The following is a 16079-nucleotide window of genomic DNA, read 5'->3' as shown; positions in this document are numbered from 1 at the left end:
TGTCGGTTTTAAATCTATCAGGTTGACTTCACTTTGAGGATCTTGACTTGTAAAAGATTGTAAAGGGTTTGTAAAAGTTAAGATGGGATAATTGTATTGCCTGGATAGATATGAATAATGAATGAAGCAAGCACAAAAATGCTAGCGATCAAGATATGCGTGTCCATAATTTTTCCGGGATTTTCAGTGTGCCGTTTTTGAGAAGAAATTCATTATCACTACACCGGAAACAATAAATACGATTCCGATGATGGCTGGCATATCCAGGCGCTGTTTGAAAATAACTACCGAAATGATGGCGGTAAGGACGATCCCCAATCCTCCCCAGATGGCATATGCGATGCCCAGGGGAATGGATTTAAGTGCCAGTGACAAAAAGTAGAAACAGGATATGTAAGCCACAATAACAATGGTGGCCGGTAGCCATTTTGTAAAACCTTCGGAGGCCTTCATGAAACTTGAACCAATAACCTCCAAAATGATTGCCAGTGCGAGAAATAGATATTGCATTATTTCAAAAATGTTTCTTTGAGGTATGCGTCCAGACTTGTCGGTTTGTACCCCAATAGTTTTTCCAGATCTGAATCAGTAATGTTGTATTCGTTATTTTTGATGATTGCAGCAAGGAGTAATGAATACCAGATGTCGCTATCGCTGACGCCATATTCTTTAAGTTGTGCCTCGTATTCTTCGGGCTCCGGGCTGGTATAGGATACGTTTTTACCTGATAGTTCAGATAATATTTCAGCAATTTCTCTGAACGAATAGGAGGGCAGCGTGGTCAGCAGATAAGTTTTATTTTCATGTCCTTCACTTGCCAATACGTTGGCAATAGCTTCTCCCATTTCTGCCCTTTTGGCAAATGATGATTTCCCTTCGCCCGCAGGGAAACTGATACCTGTTTCTAAAACCTGTTCGCCTATGAAATAGGGAATGGTTTCGGCATACAAACCGTTTTGAAAAATGGTGTAGGTCAGGCCGCTTTCGATGATGTAGTTTTCCGTGGTGATGTATGAGTCTGTCAAAGGACCTAACTGCGAGTGCTGCACATTTTTGTTCAATGCTCCGCCGGTATAATAAATATGTTTTACACCCGATTCTTTGGCGGCATCAATAACATTTTTGTGCTCTCCCAGGGCATTTTCGCCATTACCGCTGACGAGAAGTAGTTTTTCTACACCTTTCAGTGCATCAAGGAGGGAAGCCTTATCTGCGTATTCGCCGATAAACACGGAGATCCCTTTTTGTTTCAATATTTTTGCCCTATTCGGATTTCTGTCCAACGCTGCCACTTTATTGGCCGGGACCAGTTTTAATAACCTTTCGAGTACTGCGGATCCTAAGTTGCCGGATGCTCCTGTTAAGAATATCATAATTTAGATTAACTGAATTTTATGATACAAAGGAACCTCGTAATTGAATTTTCTTTTTTGACAAAAGTCAAAATCAGTTACTTTTTCTGATCCGGCTCAGTGTTTCCTGCGTAATGCCAAGATAGGAGGCAATGTGGCCCAGAGAAATACGCTGAACGGCATCCGGCTGATCTCTTAATAACGTATTATAGCGTTGTTCAGCAGTTCCTGTTTGCAGAGAGGTAACCCGGTCTTCCAAAATTTTACAATATTCCTCCGCCATAATTCTGCCGATGGTATTCATATCATTGTACTTTTTGTATAACTCGTTAAGGTCGTTGCCAGAGATATAGTAGATCGTGGAAGTTTCCAGGAATTGGATATTCTCGAAAGCAGGCAGGTTATAAAACAGCGGCAACACCGAACCTAAAATAATATTCTCAAAACCAAACCAGGAGTTGATTTCACGGTCATCCTTGATGAAGTAGGAGCGTACCAGCCCTTCTTCAATCAGGAACAGACTGGATGAGGCCTGTCCCTTTTTGAGAAAAAAATCACCCTTGAGTCTTGTCTGAAACTTTATCCTTTTAGTCAGCTCGGTCTCAACTTCGGGGTCTATATGTCCGTATTCTTTGAATTTTCTGATAAGCGGATTCATCCTTTTATGTGACTTTGTAAGTGAACCGAGAGGAGAATTTCGATAAATTCGTAGAACCCGTCACTTTGTGGAATTGTCTGTAATAAATGTAGTCACTTCTCAGGTATTTATAATTGGTTGTAATACTTGATTTCGGAGGTATACATTTGACTGGCCCTGTATTGCCAACCTTCGTCATTAATGATTACACTTCCACCCTCGACAGTTTCCTGCGAGATTAATGTTATCAACAGATCAATCACCAACGCCTGCTATTAGCTATCTGTCTCGGACAAAACGGAGATTAAACCGATAGTCCGGACTGTTGCTGTTATTGTAAAAACTCAGGTTATGTGATTTGCCGCTGGCATTTTCCTGGATGCTGATCGTATTGCCTTCTACGGTCCAGAACTCAGCGATATCCCCGCCTTTTGGTTCTGAATTCTGGTATGAATATCCACCGGGCTGGGCATTAAATCCCGAGGTATTCGTTCCCGGAACCAATCGCCAATGATCGATCGAAGCCAGTTTTTTGATAGACTCTTGGGCCGTTGCCCGGTTCTGGCTGAAAACGACCCCTTGATTTTCAGCCAGGGTAATGTAGTCCTGCATCGTCGGAATTCGCCAGCCGGAAGGTAAACGTACCGCTTTTACCTCTTCAAACGTGTAATATTTTCCGTACATGGGTTTGTCGTTGGCTGTGTTGTAGCTTATACCACCCGGCCCGGCGTAGTTTATACTCGTCCATAGCTGTTTGCCGATCGCGATGGTTGTATATTTTTTCCCTTCGACGGACAATGTGTCGGCGATCTGGGGGATGGGTGTGGGTTGTTCCTGTGTATTTTTTTTACAGGCTGAGCATATGGCCAGTAAGAAGGCGCAAAATGCCAAAATCTTTGAGTTACGTTTTTTCATGGCTTGATAATTTTTTACACTAATCAGAATCAGTACCCAACCATCGTGACAGAGTGTGGCGGAGGCTGATCCCGGTTCCGATTGTACTGTGGAACGCAGTGCAAAAATGGATATTTTTACTTTTACCGGACGGGTATATCGAACGTTCCGCTAAAAGTGTTATTAACCGGTTCGCATTCATTCTCGCTATGGGCATCGAGCAGAGCACCTGAGAATGTACCCTTGATGTGTTGACCTGCTACATACTCTTCGATTTTTACCTCTCCGGGCGTTGAGTAATAACCTGTTTTATCCGGACAGATCTGAACGAAATAATTGTTAAATACCGTTTCTTTCGTTTTGTATTCAATCTGGCTTACCTGCTTATAATCATCGATCTTCTGTTTGTATGGATAGGAGCCTGCCTGCGTGCCAAAAACAGTGATCGACAGGTTGTCAGATGCCTCGGATCCTGCGTTAAAATTAAGACTTACGATTTCTCCGAGCTTTCCTTCTGAGACTCTTGCATCATTGTATACCTTGGTTTTTCCATCGAAAGTGACTGTTAAGGTGCCTTTGTCAGATTCAGATTTGTCACTTTTGTGACAGGCGAAAAGGTTCATTAGCAGGGCCAGGCAGGCGGCTGGTGTGATAAATTTCATACGGGTTGATTTGTTAAAATGATAAAACTTTCTGGCAATACCAGCAAAACGGTGTCAAGCGGACCTTGACTTTCGGGTGACAAAGGTGGTCGCTGATATGATTTGGAACAATCTGCTTAACTGCTAAGTGTAAAGAAGATGGCGTGAAATGTTAGTCTGAGCAGGTGAATTGATTTACGTAGCAGCACTGTTCACACCTGCCGGTAATGAATAATTTTATCAGGTTTTGATGAAAAATATGTTGATTGCCTGACGATCTGTTTTATTAATCAAATTGGAGCATTATTGACCATGACGAATCTCACCAGGGAAATTGAATTTATATCTGAGCTTGAAAAGCTCAAAACTGTGTATCGGTACAACAAGGTTATTGACCAAAGCAGACCCGAAAATAGTGCCGAGCATTCATGGCATATTGCGCTGATGGCACTGGTGTTTGCTGACCAGGCAGGATCTTCGGGTCTCGACTTACTGAAAGTGCTGAAAATGCTTTTGATCCATGATTTAGTTGAAATTGATTGCGGAGATACATTTCTGTATGACCAGGAAGGACGAAGCCAGGCTGTCATTACGGAGCGGGAGGCGGCTGTCCGTATTTTTGGCCTTTTACCGGATAATTTAGGCAATGAGCTATTTTCACTGTGGCAGGAATTTGAGGAAAGAGAGACTCCTGAGGCAAAATATGCTGCCAGTATGGACGCGTTGCAACCATTGATCAATCACTTGCTCTCGTGTAAACAGGATTTTAATCCCGATAATATGTCCAAATCGGCAGTGATTTCGAAGAAGGAATTTATTGGCGAGGTTTCTGCCAGTTTGTGGGAAATTGCGCAGGAGACAATCGACAAAAGTGTTGAAAAAGGATTGTATCATCCTTATTGATATCTGGCTTACAGGGCTGTTCAGACAGCAATAAGGCTTATGCAACCAGTGAGCCTTATTGCTATTCTTTTTAACTTTAAAAAGATACTTTCTGAATAATGCCGTCAAAAGTTTGGGCGATGTAATAGGTGTTCACTCCGCTTTTTTTGATTGAATTGGGGAAATTGAGTCCGCTAATCCACGTTGTATTTTTCCCATCAGCCGCGCTTACGATTGTTCCCGACTTTTCAGCAAATGTGTCTTTTAACCAGCTACCGTATTCAACTACAACTGGTTTTTTATCTATATCCAGTTCTATATCGGCCAGGCTTGAGAAGCCTGTCTGGTAAACAGATACCTGTCCGTTCAGGTCTACCTGATAAACAGGTGCTTTTTTAGCAGGAAACGGATACCCGCTAAAGCTGCATACCAGGAATTTCTGGCCATCAAAAACAATGCCCGTTGGCACCGGCTCTATCTGGGCCGGTTCTGCACCGGGATTGGCAATGGGCGGAATAACTGCAAAAATACTCAGCTCTTTCGTAGACGTTTTACGCCGGATAACCGCATTGGCGGCCGCATCGACAATAAACAGGTCTCCGTCGGGGCCGATGGTCAGATTAAACAGGTCTGATGCGTCGGTATCATGTTCAAAAACATGGGCTTTTACAAAAGAGCCAATATCTTCAAATTCCAGGTCCTGTGCTTTAAGTGGTTTATCACCGGGTTTGAAAGACGAAATATCCAGTTTATACAATCTACCTTCCACGCCATGGAGCATCCACAAGATGCCATTTTGAAGTACGATATGATTAAGCCCGAAAACACCACCCTCCGGACTGACCTCGGAAGTAAAACCTGTTACAACCGGAAATGCCTTCCCCTGCGTTGTAATGAGCGAAAGCTGTCCGTTGTTGGTTTTCCCGTCACCCGCCTCAGTTACCCATAATTGGCCTTGGGCATCCGCTTCCAGGCCCAGCGGAGCCGTTAAGCCGGATGCGTAAACAGAAACTGATATCGGCGCCGGAACATCATCTTCTTTTCTTGTACAGCCGGAACTTGCCAAAATTATAAACAAGAGAAAAGACGGGTACATGAATTTATTGGTCATATAGCAATGGTTTAGTTTTTGTTCAACATTGAGCAAATAGTAACTAAACCAAAAGTGACTTGGAGTGATGGAATGACCAAAAAATAGGGATGAACATCTCTGAAAAGGGACGAATGACAATAACTTTGGGAATTGAGGTAGTTATAAGTTAGAATAACTTTTGTTTACCATTTGTCGTTTGTCCGAATAAAGGGCCGATAGAATTGTCGGCATTTTCAGCATTGAAAATGACCTGATGAAAGTACGTTGCGGTTTGGTACAAATTATGTAAGCACCTGTTGTATGTTGGAACCTGAGATTGGTGCTGATACCTCGGCACTTATAACTTTTAAAACAAAAAAATAGCCGCAGAGTAGACTATTTTGATTAGAGTTTACAAAGTTTTCCCTTTGTAGTTGGTAGGGGAATATAACCATGCGTTATCATTGAAATGTTATTTTGATAAATCAATTGAAGTCAGACATCTAAGTAAAGAGTAGAAATGGGATTTGTTTCGAGAACGGCTTTTGAGAAGATGTACTACTTCCTATGGTTTATTTTTGCTGGATTTCTGTGCACGGGTTGTGGTAGCAGACAAGAACCTTTGCGAAACAAACAGGCTAAAACCATTGAAACGATTGCTGATCTGGGCGCGCTTCCGCTGTATGTTACCGACCCGAAGGACAACCCGTCGACTCCGGAAAAGGTGCATCTGGGGAGGTTATTGTTTTTCGATCCTGTATTGTCGGGTAATAAGGACGTCTCCTGTGCAACCTGCCATCAGCCGGAGTTCAATTATGCTGAATTTTTGGAAACTTCCATCGGTGTCAACGGGGTCGGGAATGGAAGCAAAAGGCGATTTGTTGAGCCCAATGATATCCCCTTCGTAAAACGGAATTCACAGAGTATTTTAAATACGGCATTTAACGGAATAAAAAATGATGAGATTTATGACCCGGAAAAGGCTCCAATGTTCTGGGATGTAAGGGCAAAAAGCCTTGAAATGCAGGCATTGGAACCGATCAAAACGCTTGAAGAGATGCGGGGCAATACGTATCATCAGGACAAAATATTGGATGAAGTAATTGCGAGGATCCGAAAAATACCGGTTTACAAAACCTTGTTCACAAAAGCATTCCCGAACGAATCGGAACCTTTAAGCCAGGTAAATTTGTCGAGGGCGATTGCTGCCTATGAACGGACGCTGATAGCCCCAAATACCCGGTTTGATCAGTATATGCGGGGAGACAGCAATGCGCTGTCTTCAAGTGAGAAGGATGGGTTGAACGCATTTTTAACAACAGGCTGCGTAAAATGCCATTCGGGACCGATGTTTTCCGACTATAAACTCCATGTTTTGGGTGTTCCCGATACGGGTAACAGGAAGGAAAGTGATTCAGGTGCCGATCAGCATTATGCTTTTCGTACGCCCTCGCTGAGAAATCTTCGCTTTACAAGCCCTTACATGCACAGTGGGAAATTTACAACGCTGGATCAGGTTTTGATGTTTTACGAAGATGTTGCGGGAGGAAAGCTATTAAATCCGAAGGTCAAGGCGCAGCAAATCGATACACTGGCGACGGATATGGATGTCAATTTTAAAGATATCTCGCGCATTGTGGAGTTTTTAAATACCCTCAATGACGATGCTTTTGATAAGACCATACCTGCCACCGTACCCAGTGGGTTACCGGTAGGAGGATTGTGAGCAGAACAATTGCGATTCACATGAGCCCGAACAAAGTTGCCTTAAAACTGAATTTCAGTTTTAAATATGGTCACCGCATTTCCTTTGATTTGAATTAGGGAAGGAAGGCCATTCTCAATTTCTACACGGACCGTTACAACTCCTTTTCGATCAATTTTCTCACCTTGTACGCCGTTGAACTCAAATGAATGATTGTCGTGATTGATGATTTTGTTTTGAACCAGATATCCGCCCAACGGCCCATGTGCATTGCCTGTCACCGGATCTTCATTTATCCCGATTGCAGGCGCAAACATTCTTCCGTAAGTCAGGATATCGTTTTGATCGGAGTCAAATGTAAAAACAAAGTAGCCATTGCAATGGATATCCTTGCTCAGCGCGGCCAATTCGGCAAATCTCGGGGACAGGTCATTTAATTTTTTTCTGCTGTTCATGGCAATCATTACCTTGGAGTGTCCGGTAGACGCAATCTGGATGGGGCAGTTTTGATTAATCTCCGAATGTTCAAGTCCCAGGGCAGCCAATAATTTTTGAACAGATTCTGTGTCAAGTGGAGCAGAAAGCTCAAAACGTCCCTGCGTCATGACGATCTCGTAGTCGCCTTCTGTTTTGATCATTTCAAGAGGAAGAATACCTACATGGGTTTTCATGCGTAAAATACAGGAATCCGGATTTTCTTCGGATGCTTTTGCATACATGGCTGCAATGGTGGCGTGCCCACATATGGGAACTTCGGTCGTTGGTGTGAAATATCGGATCATGCCGTCATAATCATCGCGGTCTGGTGAAAAAATAAATGCCGTTTCCGAATTATTTAACTCTCTCGCGATACGCTGCATTTCAATATCACTGAGTCCGTCCGCATTAATAACTACGCCTGCCGGATTGCCTTTGAACTTTTCTTTTGTAAATGAGTCAATTTGATATACGATCAGTTTTTTCATAACATTCTATCTACTTGCTTAAAGGTAACAGCAAGATGTACGGCTTGGTTTACAAAATCCACCAAAAAATAAAATTTCGCCTGGGTTATGCAAATGATCATTTTTGCTGTAAATGCTCAATAAAAACACTAAATAGTTATAATTTATTCCTGCCTTGTCAAAGACCTGTTTCCACTGATTGAAAACCGGCAGGAAATTGTATTAATAATTTGGTTATCCCCTTAACATTACTTTACTTTGTCTATCAGTCAAATAGAATATACTTTCTTTATTAACCACCAGTAAGGAGAGATTACCAAAGAGCTATTATACCAGGAATAATGATGACTTTACATTCTTCACAGGTTGTTGTTTCGTACAAAAGGGTGGTTACTTCTCATTTTTTGTCTTCTGCCGCACAGACTCATTGTTGAGGCTGTGATTTTTTTGGCTTGGACCTGGTCTTTCCGTAAAAATGGGCCGGTCTTTCTGTCATAGGCATCGCCATAACCTTTTGCTTTCCTGCTTACCGCGCATTGCTGATTTTTTTACCTATACAATTAATCTATGAACGCTCTTAATCTACCATCAATCCTATCTATGTTGAAATTTCCTTTAAGCAGGAGTGCACTTAAAAATGGCCGGCGCAATCTGTTGTTTGATTAATTCCTGGGAATTTTCCGGGTAAATTCCAGTCAATCCGTATGAAATCGTACGGCGTTTGTACAGAGATTCAAGTTGCGTATATAGTGAAAGGTTTTCCTTTCGCCGTGACCTCTTATGCCCTGACCTCTCAATATTATTTATCGAAACAGCCCGACGGACGTCCGGTCCGGGCAGTCATTTATTACTCACCTTAATGAAATTGAAGTGAAAAAAAGTTTATTATTTGTCATACTATCGGTATGCCTGCAAAGTTTGACTTTGGCCCAGGAAGTAGTTCACGGCCTTGTAAAAGATGACAGCGGGCAGACGCTCCCCGGGGCGACCGTCGTTCAGAAAGGTACCTCAAAACATGCCGTCACCGATTTGGATGGTAAGTTCAGCATACAGGCTGGAAAGGATTTACCATTTACACTTCAGGTCAGCCTGACAGGATACCAGCAGCAGGAAATTGAAATATATGAATTGTCTTCTGAGCCCGCCGAAATCGTACTGAAAACGTCCAATGTACTGGATCAGGTTGTCGTGATCGGTTATGGTTCACAAAAGAAAGGAGACCTGACGGGCTCTGTTTCTTCCATCGCAACAGCGGATTTAAAAGGCGTCCCGATAAGTTCGCTGGACCGTGCCTTGCAGGGACGTGCTGCGGGGGTGCAGGTAACGCAGTCGTCGGGTCAGCCGGGCAGTTCGGTCAGTATCAAAATCCGGGGTGGGAATTCCATCAACGGAGCCAATGAGCCTCTGTATGTTATCGACGGATTTCCCGTTTATAATAACAACAGTTATGCAGACGCCGGGGTTACCAACGGTCCGACCATTAATGCCCTTGCGACGCTGAATCCCAATGATATCGAGTCAATTGATATCTTGAAGGATGCCTCGGCAACCGCCATTTACGGTTCCCGGGGTGCCAACGGAGTGGTCATTATCACAACCAAAAAGGGAAAGACAGGGAAAAGTGTCATTACCTATGACGGTTATTACGGGGTACAGAAAGTACTCAAAAAGCTTCCGTTGTTAAATGCCCAGCAATGGGCTCTGCTGAAAAACGACGCGCTGGCGGATTCAAAAAAAGGAGCAGCATTTTCGCAGGCTCAGATTGATAGCCTCGGTCAGCCGGGGATTGGTTCCGACTGGCAGGATGCTGCATTCCGTCAGGCAGCTATCCAGAACCACAGCCTTTCCTTTTCGGGAGGTGACGAGAAAACCCGATTTGCGGTATCGGGTAACTACTTCAAGCAGAACGGTATTTTACAGAACAGTGATTTTGAACGCTATTCCTTTCGGGTGAATCTGGACAGGGATATGAACAAGCGCTTTAAACTGGGTTTCAACTTTACCGGCAGTAAAACGGCAGCACAGGTGGCCCCGGAAGCGGTTGTTCCCAATTTGCTGCAAATGCCTCCGACGATGCCGATTTATGATCCGGGTTCAGCAAACGGATTTACGCTCAGAAGTATTTACGATTCTCCACTGGCGAATCCGATTGCCACACTTTTTTTACAGGTGAATGAAACACATACCTTCCGTGGATTTGGGAATGCGTATGGGGAATATCAGATTGCCGAGGGTTTGAAAGCAAAGGTTTCGCTGGGGACCGACATATTGCTCAACAAACAGAACCGCTATCTCCCGTCTACGTTACAGGAGGGAAGCGGGCTTGGCGGACAGGGAATTATTGGAACAAAATTCACGATTGGCTGGCTGAATGAAAATACGCTGAGTTACAATAAAACCTTCAATGCGGACCATGCACTGGATGCCGTTGTGGGTATTACCCAGCAGGCTTCTACAACGGAAAATGTGGTGGCGCGTTCGGCGACATTTGTTACGGATGAATTTGGATATAACAATTTGGGCGGCGGTACGACATTTCAGAATGCCGGTTCCAATTATTTCCGGTGGACACTGTTGTCTTATTTGGGCCGTGTTAACTACACCTACAAAAGCAAATACAACGTGACACTCACAGCTCGTTCCGATGGCTCGTCGCGGTTGGGGAAAAATAACAAATGGGGCTTTTTTCCGTCAGCAGCATTTTCCTGGAATCTGGGCAGAGAAGATTTTATACGCGAGGTTCAGCAAATCAGTAACCTGAAATTCAGGGTCAGCGGCGGGATCACCGGTAATCAGGAGATATCGCCCTACACCTCTCTGGCTCAGGAATCCTATTACAGCTACATTTTTAATGGAAAGTTAGTAGCCGGTTATGCGCCAAACGGTATTGCCAACCCGAATCTGGGCTGGGAAGAAACGGCCCAGTACGATGCGGGTATCGATCTTGGTCTCTTCAAAAACAGGATCAATGTGACCCTCGATGCCTATCTGAAAAAGACTACAAAACTGCTGCTGGATGTTCCCTTGCCTTACACGACGGGTTATCCAAACGCGTTCCAGAATTATGGAAGTGTAGAAAACAGGGGGATCGAACTTGCTCTGAACACGGTTAATACGACGGGTGAATTTGGTTGGACAACCGATTTTGTGTTTTCTACGAACAGGAACAAGGTGCTCAGTCTGGGGCCGGGCGTGACTTCGGTGATTTCCGGTGTCTCGATCGCGCAGGTCGATGAAGCACTGGGATCATTTCTGGTACTGAAAACCAACGGAATTTTTCAAACCGGTGATAACATTGCCGAGCTTCCTAAATTTAATGCCAGCGACCGGGCGGGAAGCCAGCGTTACGTCGATGTAAGCGGTCCGGATGGAGTGCCCGATGGAACCATTACCCAGGCATACGACCGTGTTATAGTTGGAAATGCGCAGCCGAAGTATCTTTTTGGTTTGACCAATAATTTGTCCTATAAAAACCTGGACCTTAACTTTCTTCTGCAAGGCCAGAGCGGCAATAAGGTCTACAATGCCAATCAGGCCAATCTGGAACTCGGAACCGGGTATATCAACGGATCAACTACGTTGCTTGAACGCTGGACACCTACGAATCCAAGCAACGTCATTCACCGTGCGATCGAGAACCCGGCTGTGACCGTTTCTGACCGGTTCATTGAAAATGGTTCTTACCTGCGCCTGAAAAATATAAGTTTGGGATACTCACTACCAAAACATTTGATCTCAAAACTGGGGTTAAGTCAGCTTCGCTTTTATGTAACGGCCCAAAATCTGATCACCTGGACCAAGTACACAGGTTTTGATCCGGAAGTAAGCAAGAATGAACAGGCCACGCTTACGCAGGGAGTGGATAACGGCGTTTATCCAGCCGCTAAAACTTTCCTGGGCGGCCTGACCCTTTCATTTTAACGAAACGTATTAAAACCTGATGTTATGAAGTTCAGATTCAATAGTAAAACAATAAAAAAGATATTGGCTGCGGGCGTTTTTCCGGCGGTCCTCCTGGGGTGTGTAGATCTGGAAGAATCTCCCAGATCGTTTGTATCCTCGGATCAGTTTTTCAAGAATGAAGCAGACGCCATTGCCGGCGTGAACAGTATTTATTTCCGTTTAAATGCTTCCGGTCAGACACCCTATCTGGTGCTTTTTTCGACTGGGATGGATATGATGTCCGACGACGTGCAACCGGGTCCGGGAGCCACCAATGCTGATGTTCGGTCACAGGCCGTGTTGTCGCATTCTTCTACGGGACAGCGGGTCAGGGAAATATGGCAGCAGCATTATGACGCGATTAACCGTGCCAACATTGCGATTGAAAAAATTCCCGGCATCGTTAAAATCGATGAAAAACTCCGCGCCAGACTGGTTTTGGAAGCGAAGTTTTTACGGGCCTTGTACTATTTCAATCTGGTGCGGCTGTATGGGGATGTTCCGCTCGTTTTACAAGAAACAACAGGCCTGACACCGGAAGACCTGTACGTGGAGCGTGCACCTGCGGAGCAGGTTTATCAGCAGATCATAAAAGATCTTACCGATGCCGAGGGATTGCCTAATGAGCGATTCAGTAATGCGGCTGCCAAATATGCGGCTGGAGATGCAGGCCGGGCAACCGGAGGTGCGGCAAAATCGCTGTTGGCAAAAGTGTATCTGACACGATATGATTATGCCAATGCTATTGCAAAAAGCAACGAGGTGATTACCGGACCGTTTGGTTATGCGCTGTTTGCAGACTATTCACAGGTGTTTTTACCCGCTTACAAAAACGGAGTGGAACATATTTTCTCCGCACAGTTTGAGGCCAACGCCGATTCACACGGCAACAACCAGGCGCAGCGTGAGGCACCTACGGGGATCCCCGGTTTAAACGGAAACTTCGCGGAACAGCCGATGCCCGGAATATACCAGTTGTATTCCGCCAAAGACAAACGCCGCGATGTCTCGTTTATCACGTCCATTGTCAGTCCGTCGAATGGGCGAACCTATCAGCTGACGGTGAAAAATCCAGCTACGGGCGAGAATGTGCCCAATCCCCATTTTAATAAATGGTGGGATCCTGCCCAGGCTGGCAATCTGGCGCAATCTGCTGCTAATGTCTCGATCCTGCGTTTCTCTGACGTTTTGCTCATACATGCCGAAGCTGTAAATGAACAGGATGGCCCCACTTCTGCCGCTTATGCATCCTACAACAAAGTCAGGAAGCGTGCTGGTCTTGGCGATCTGACGCCCGGTCTGACGCAGGCACAGTTTCGGGATTCGCTGCGGATTGACCGTCGCCTGGAATTTGTGTTTGAATATTCCCGCTGGTTTGATCTGATACGGTATAAGCCGCTAACGGGTTCGGATTCTTATCTGATCAAATCCTTACACGCGGTCGGCAAAACCAACGCAGCACAAAAACATTACCTGTATCCGATTCCACAGCAGGAAATTGACAATAACCCGAAGCTGCGGGGGCATCAGAATCCGGGATGGTAATTCTGTCGCAACGATACAGTTAACGACTGGTTTTACTGAAATTATTTCAACACAATAATTGAAACAACATGAAACGAGTATTGACCAATAGAAAAATCAGGATTTTATATTTCACCTTTTTGCTGGGTGGCACAGCTTTGGCACAACATAGCCCGACGCCAGTTTTTGAGGGAAAAATCGGAAAGACGGTTGAAACAACCATTGAATCGGCCCCCAAAAATAATCCGAAAGCGCCGGCTGGTGCACCCAATATCGTATGGATTCAAATCGACGATATTGGTTATGGTGCCATATCTGCTTTTGGTGGATTAATTGAAACTCCCAATATCGACCGTCTGGCCAATCAGGGTTTACGTTTTACGAATTTCCATACAACAGCCTTTTGTGCGCCCACCAGGGCCGCTTTGCTGACGGGAAGAAATCAGCATTCGGTTCATTTCGGTTTCTTTGCGAGCAATTCGTACAACACGCCGGGATATGACGGCTACCTTCCTTTCGAAAAGGCAACGGTTGGAGAAATATTGCGGGAAAATGGATACAACACTTTTGCCGTCGGAAAATATCACCTTACACATCCGGCTGACGCTACTCAGGCAGGCCCGTTTAACCGCTGGCCGACGGGTAGGGGATTTGACCACTATTTCGGGTTTTCTCCGGAAGTTGCAGCAACGGACCAGTGGCATCCGATCCTGTATCGCGATACGCAGCGTGAGCCCGAAGATGCGAAGGGAAGACATGTAACGGAGCTGCTTGCCAATGAAGCGATCGGGTATATCTCGGGCCAGAAAGCAGCGGCACCCGATAAGCCTTTTTTCCTGTATTTCGCGCCGGGCGCGGTTCATGCGCCTCATCAGGTAGGTCAGGAATGGATCGACAAGTATAAGGGTAAATTCAACATTGGCTGGGATCAATACAAGGAGATTGTTTTAAAGAATCAAAAGGCACTGGGCGTTGTTCCGGCCAATACCAAACTGGGACCGAAAAATCCGGGCGTAAAAGACTGGAATGCACTGTCAGCGGATGAAAAGAAACTTTTTGAACGCTACATTGAAGTTTATGCAGGATTTGTTTCCCACACCGACCATGAGATCGGAAGGATCATCAACCACATTGAACAAATCGGGCAATTGGAAAATACACTGGTTGTGGTATTGGTTGGTGATAATGGAGCTGAAGGTGCCGGACGCGAAATCGGCCGTTTTTTAACAAACAAACGAGACGAAACGCCGGAGCAGACAGTATCCCGATATGTAAAAAATATTGACAAGTTAGGCACCGAAAGTTCGTCTGTACTTTATCCGGATGGCTGGGCGGCAGCAACCAATACACCCTTCCGTTACTACAAAAGTTATGGTAATTTTGAAGGAGGAACCCGTGATCCGCTCATCCTTTTTTATCCTGGAAAAATAAAGGATAAAGGCGGGGTTCGTCATCAATATTCGCACGTGAACGATATTCTGCCCACCACGCTTGAACTGGCAGGTGCCAGGGTACCGGCTGTGATCAACGGTTATTCGCAGGAGCCGATTGAAGGAGTCAGTCTGGCTTATGCGATCGATGCCGGCAACAAAAATGCGGCTGAGCGCCACAACGTGCAATACCATGAAATGACCGGATCTTATGCGATTTACAAGGATGGCTGGAAAGCATCATTCCCGCGCGACCGCTCAAAACGGATTCCGGAAAGCGAGGAAAAGTGGCATTTGTATAATCTCAAACAGGATTTTAATGAACTGGATGACCTGGCGGCTAAAAATCCGGAAAAGGTAAAAGAGCTTGCCGAGGTGTTCGATAAGGAGGCCTGGAAATACAATGTATATCCGCTGAAAGATAAATGGGAAACTGCCAACCAGAGTATTTTCGACGGCAGGAAAAAGGTGACATTGTATCCTGAAACACACTACACGGGTAGTTCTGCTTTTCGTTTTTCGAACGCATCTTACGCCATTTCCGCTCACGCGGTCATACCTGCCAAAGGCGCTGAGGGCGTTTTGCTGTCCTATGGAAATACGTTGTCCGGACTTAGCTTTTATGTGAAAAACAGCAAGCTTGTTTTTGCTTACAATTCGGAGGGCAAAGTGTTGGAACTGAGCTCGGACAAACCGATCCCGACCGGCGATATCACCTTTAAAGCCCAGCTTTTATACAGCGATAACAAGAAGGAAAAGGAAGTAACGCTGTATATCAACAATGAAAAAGCGGGAACGCTAAATCTCGGAGCCATTGCAACGGCAGGCAGCGGGTATGAGGGGCTGGAAGTTGGAAGTGATGTGGGTACCACGGTCACGCCGGCTTACAAAGCGCCGTTTAGCTTCACCGGAGTGTTGAAAGACGTAGTGATTGAAAAAATATAAAGGAAACATCATGAGCGGGAGACTGCAAACCGGCCACGGAACGCAGCCCTGCTCATGATCCGTTCTTCGCGATTAAATAACAAAGTCTTTGAGGTGACTTTTGAAAAAACA

At 45.0% G+C, this 16079-nt stretch carries 12 protein-coding genes; 5 read left to right on the top strand and 7 right to left on the bottom strand.

The features are described 5' to 3' along the window. Positions 1-183: 183 nt before the first annotated feature. The 5 genes from M1L62_RS08705 to M1L62_RS08685 form a co-directional block, all read right to left on the bottom strand. Positions 184-510 (bottom strand): DMT family transporter, encoded by a 327-nt coding sequence (locus M1L62_RS08705; RefSeq protein ID WP_254412647.1) that lies wholly within the window; start codon positions 508-510, stop codon positions 184-186. After that, complete coding sequence (locus M1L62_RS08700; RefSeq protein ID WP_254412646.1) at positions 510-1373, bottom strand: SDR family oxidoreductase; 864 nt, start codon at positions 1371-1373, stop codon at positions 510-512. Before M1L62_RS08700 ends, M1L62_RS08705 begins: the two co-directional genes overlap by 1 nt. A 73-nt stretch (positions 1374-1446) precedes the next feature. Beyond that, positions 1447-2010 carry a Crp/Fnr family transcriptional regulator gene (locus tag M1L62_RS08695; protein WP_254412645.1) on the bottom strand — a complete coding sequence of 188 codons (564 nt, stop codon included), beginning with the start codon at positions 2008-2010 and terminating at the stop codon, positions 1447-1449. A 258-nt stretch (positions 2011-2268) separates the two neighbouring features. Then, positions 2269-2904, bottom strand: coding sequence for an FISUMP domain-containing protein (locus tag M1L62_RS08690; RefSeq protein ID WP_254412644.1), 636 nt, complete (start codon positions 2902-2904; stop codon positions 2269-2271). Positions 2905-3026: 122 nt separating this feature from the next. Then, positions 3027-3545 carry a hypothetical protein gene (locus M1L62_RS08685; protein ID WP_254412643.1) on the bottom strand — a complete coding sequence of 173 codons (519 nt, stop codon included), beginning with the start codon at positions 3543-3545 and terminating at the stop codon, positions 3027-3029. Positions 3546-3836: 291 nt separating this feature from the next. Between M1L62_RS08685 and M1L62_RS08680 the strand changes: the two genes are divergently transcribed. Then, positions 3837-4427: an HD domain-containing protein gene (locus M1L62_RS08680; protein ID WP_254412642.1), complete on the top strand. Its 591-nt coding sequence runs from the start codon at positions 3837-3839 to the stop codon at positions 4425-4427. Between the two features lie 76 nt (positions 4428-4503). Here the strand turns inward: M1L62_RS08680 and M1L62_RS08675 are convergent, their stop codons facing one another. After that, complete coding sequence (locus M1L62_RS08675) at positions 4504-5517, bottom strand: ScyD/ScyE family protein (protein WP_254412641.1); 1014 nt, start codon at positions 5515-5517, stop codon at positions 4504-4506. Between the two features lie 481 nt (positions 5518-5998). On the opposite strand from M1L62_RS08675, the gene M1L62_RS08670 reads away from it, so the two are divergent. After that, positions 5999-7204: a cytochrome-c peroxidase gene (locus M1L62_RS08670; protein WP_254412640.1), complete on the top strand. Its 1206-nt coding sequence runs from the start codon at positions 5999-6001 to the stop codon at positions 7202-7204. Positions 7205-7245: 41 nt separating this feature from the next. On the opposite strand, the gene M1L62_RS08665 is transcribed toward M1L62_RS08670, so the two are convergent. Continuing rightward, positions 7246-8148 (bottom strand): PhzF family isomerase, encoded by a 903-nt coding sequence (locus M1L62_RS08665; protein WP_254412639.1) that lies wholly within the window; start codon positions 8146-8148, stop codon positions 7246-7248. Positions 8149-8997: 849 nt separating this feature from the next. Between M1L62_RS08665 and M1L62_RS08660 the strand changes: the two genes are divergently transcribed. The 3 genes from M1L62_RS08660 to M1L62_RS08650 all read left to right on the top strand — a co-directional run bounded on the left by M1L62_RS08660 (position 8998) and on the right by M1L62_RS08650 (position 15968). After that, positions 8998-12048, top strand: a complete 3051-nt coding sequence (locus M1L62_RS08660; RefSeq protein WP_254412638.1) for a SusC/RagA family TonB-linked outer membrane protein — start codon at positions 8998-9000, stop codon at positions 12046-12048. Between the two features lie 24 nt (positions 12049-12072). Beyond that, on the top strand, positions 12073-13614 hold the full coding sequence (locus M1L62_RS08655; protein ID WP_254412637.1) for a RagB/SusD family nutrient uptake outer membrane protein: 1542 nt from the start codon (positions 12073-12075) through the stop codon (positions 13612-13614). Positions 13615-13682: 68 nt separating this feature from the next. Beyond that, positions 13683-15968 carry an arylsulfatase gene (locus M1L62_RS08650; RefSeq protein ID WP_254412636.1) on the top strand — a complete coding sequence of 762 codons (2286 nt, stop codon included), beginning with the start codon at positions 13683-13685 and terminating at the stop codon, positions 15966-15968. The last annotated feature ends 111 nt before the right edge of the window (positions 15969-16079 follow it).

This window comes from Dyadobacter diqingensis, from assembly GCF_024220585.1.
GTDB classification, from domain to species: domain Bacteria; phylum Bacteroidota; class Bacteroidia; order Cytophagales; family Spirosomataceae; genus Dyadobacter; species Dyadobacter diqingensis.
This window is presented reverse-complemented; position numbering and strand designations above follow the sequence as displayed.

Bases quoted from the DNA above. Each gene is read 5' to 3' on its own strand.
- M1L62_RS08705 (WP_254412647.1), bottom strand. From the start codon at position 510: ATGCAATATCTATTTCTCGCACTGGCAATCATTTTGGAGGTTATTGGT.
- M1L62_RS08700 (WP_254412646.1), bottom strand. From the start codon at position 1,373: ATGATATTCTTAACAGGAGCATCCGGCAACTTAGGATCCGCAGTACTC.
- M1L62_RS08695 (WP_254412645.1), bottom strand. From the start codon at position 2,010: ATGAATCCGCTTATCAGAAAATTCAAAGAATACGGACATATAGACCCC.
- M1L62_RS08690 (WP_254412644.1), bottom strand. From the start codon at position 2,904: ATGAAAAAACGTAACTCAAAGATTTTGGCATTTTGCGCCTTCTTACTG.
- M1L62_RS08685 (WP_254412643.1), bottom strand. From the start codon at position 3,545: ATGAAATTTATCACACCAGCCGCCTGCCTGGCCCTGCTAATGAACCTT.
- M1L62_RS08680 (WP_254412642.1), top strand. From the start codon at position 3,837: ATGACGAATCTCACCAGGGAAATTGAATTTATATCTGAGCTTGAAAAG.
- M1L62_RS08675 (WP_254412641.1), bottom strand. From the start codon at position 5,517: ATGACCAATAAATTCATGTACCCGTCTTTTCTCTTGTTTATAATTTTG.
- M1L62_RS08670 (WP_254412640.1), top strand. From the start codon at position 5,999: ATGGGATTTGTTTCGAGAACGGCTTTTGAGAAGATGTACTACTTCCTA.
- M1L62_RS08665 (WP_254412639.1), bottom strand. From the start codon at position 8,148: ATGAAAAAACTGATCGTATATCAAATTGACTCATTTACAAAAGAAAAG.
- M1L62_RS08655 (WP_254412637.1), top strand. From the start codon at position 12,073: ATGAAGTTCAGATTCAATAGTAAAACAATAAAAAAGATATTGGCTGCG.
- M1L62_RS08650 (WP_254412636.1), top strand. From the start codon at position 13,683: ATGAAACGAGTATTGACCAATAGAAAAATCAGGATTTTATATTTCACC.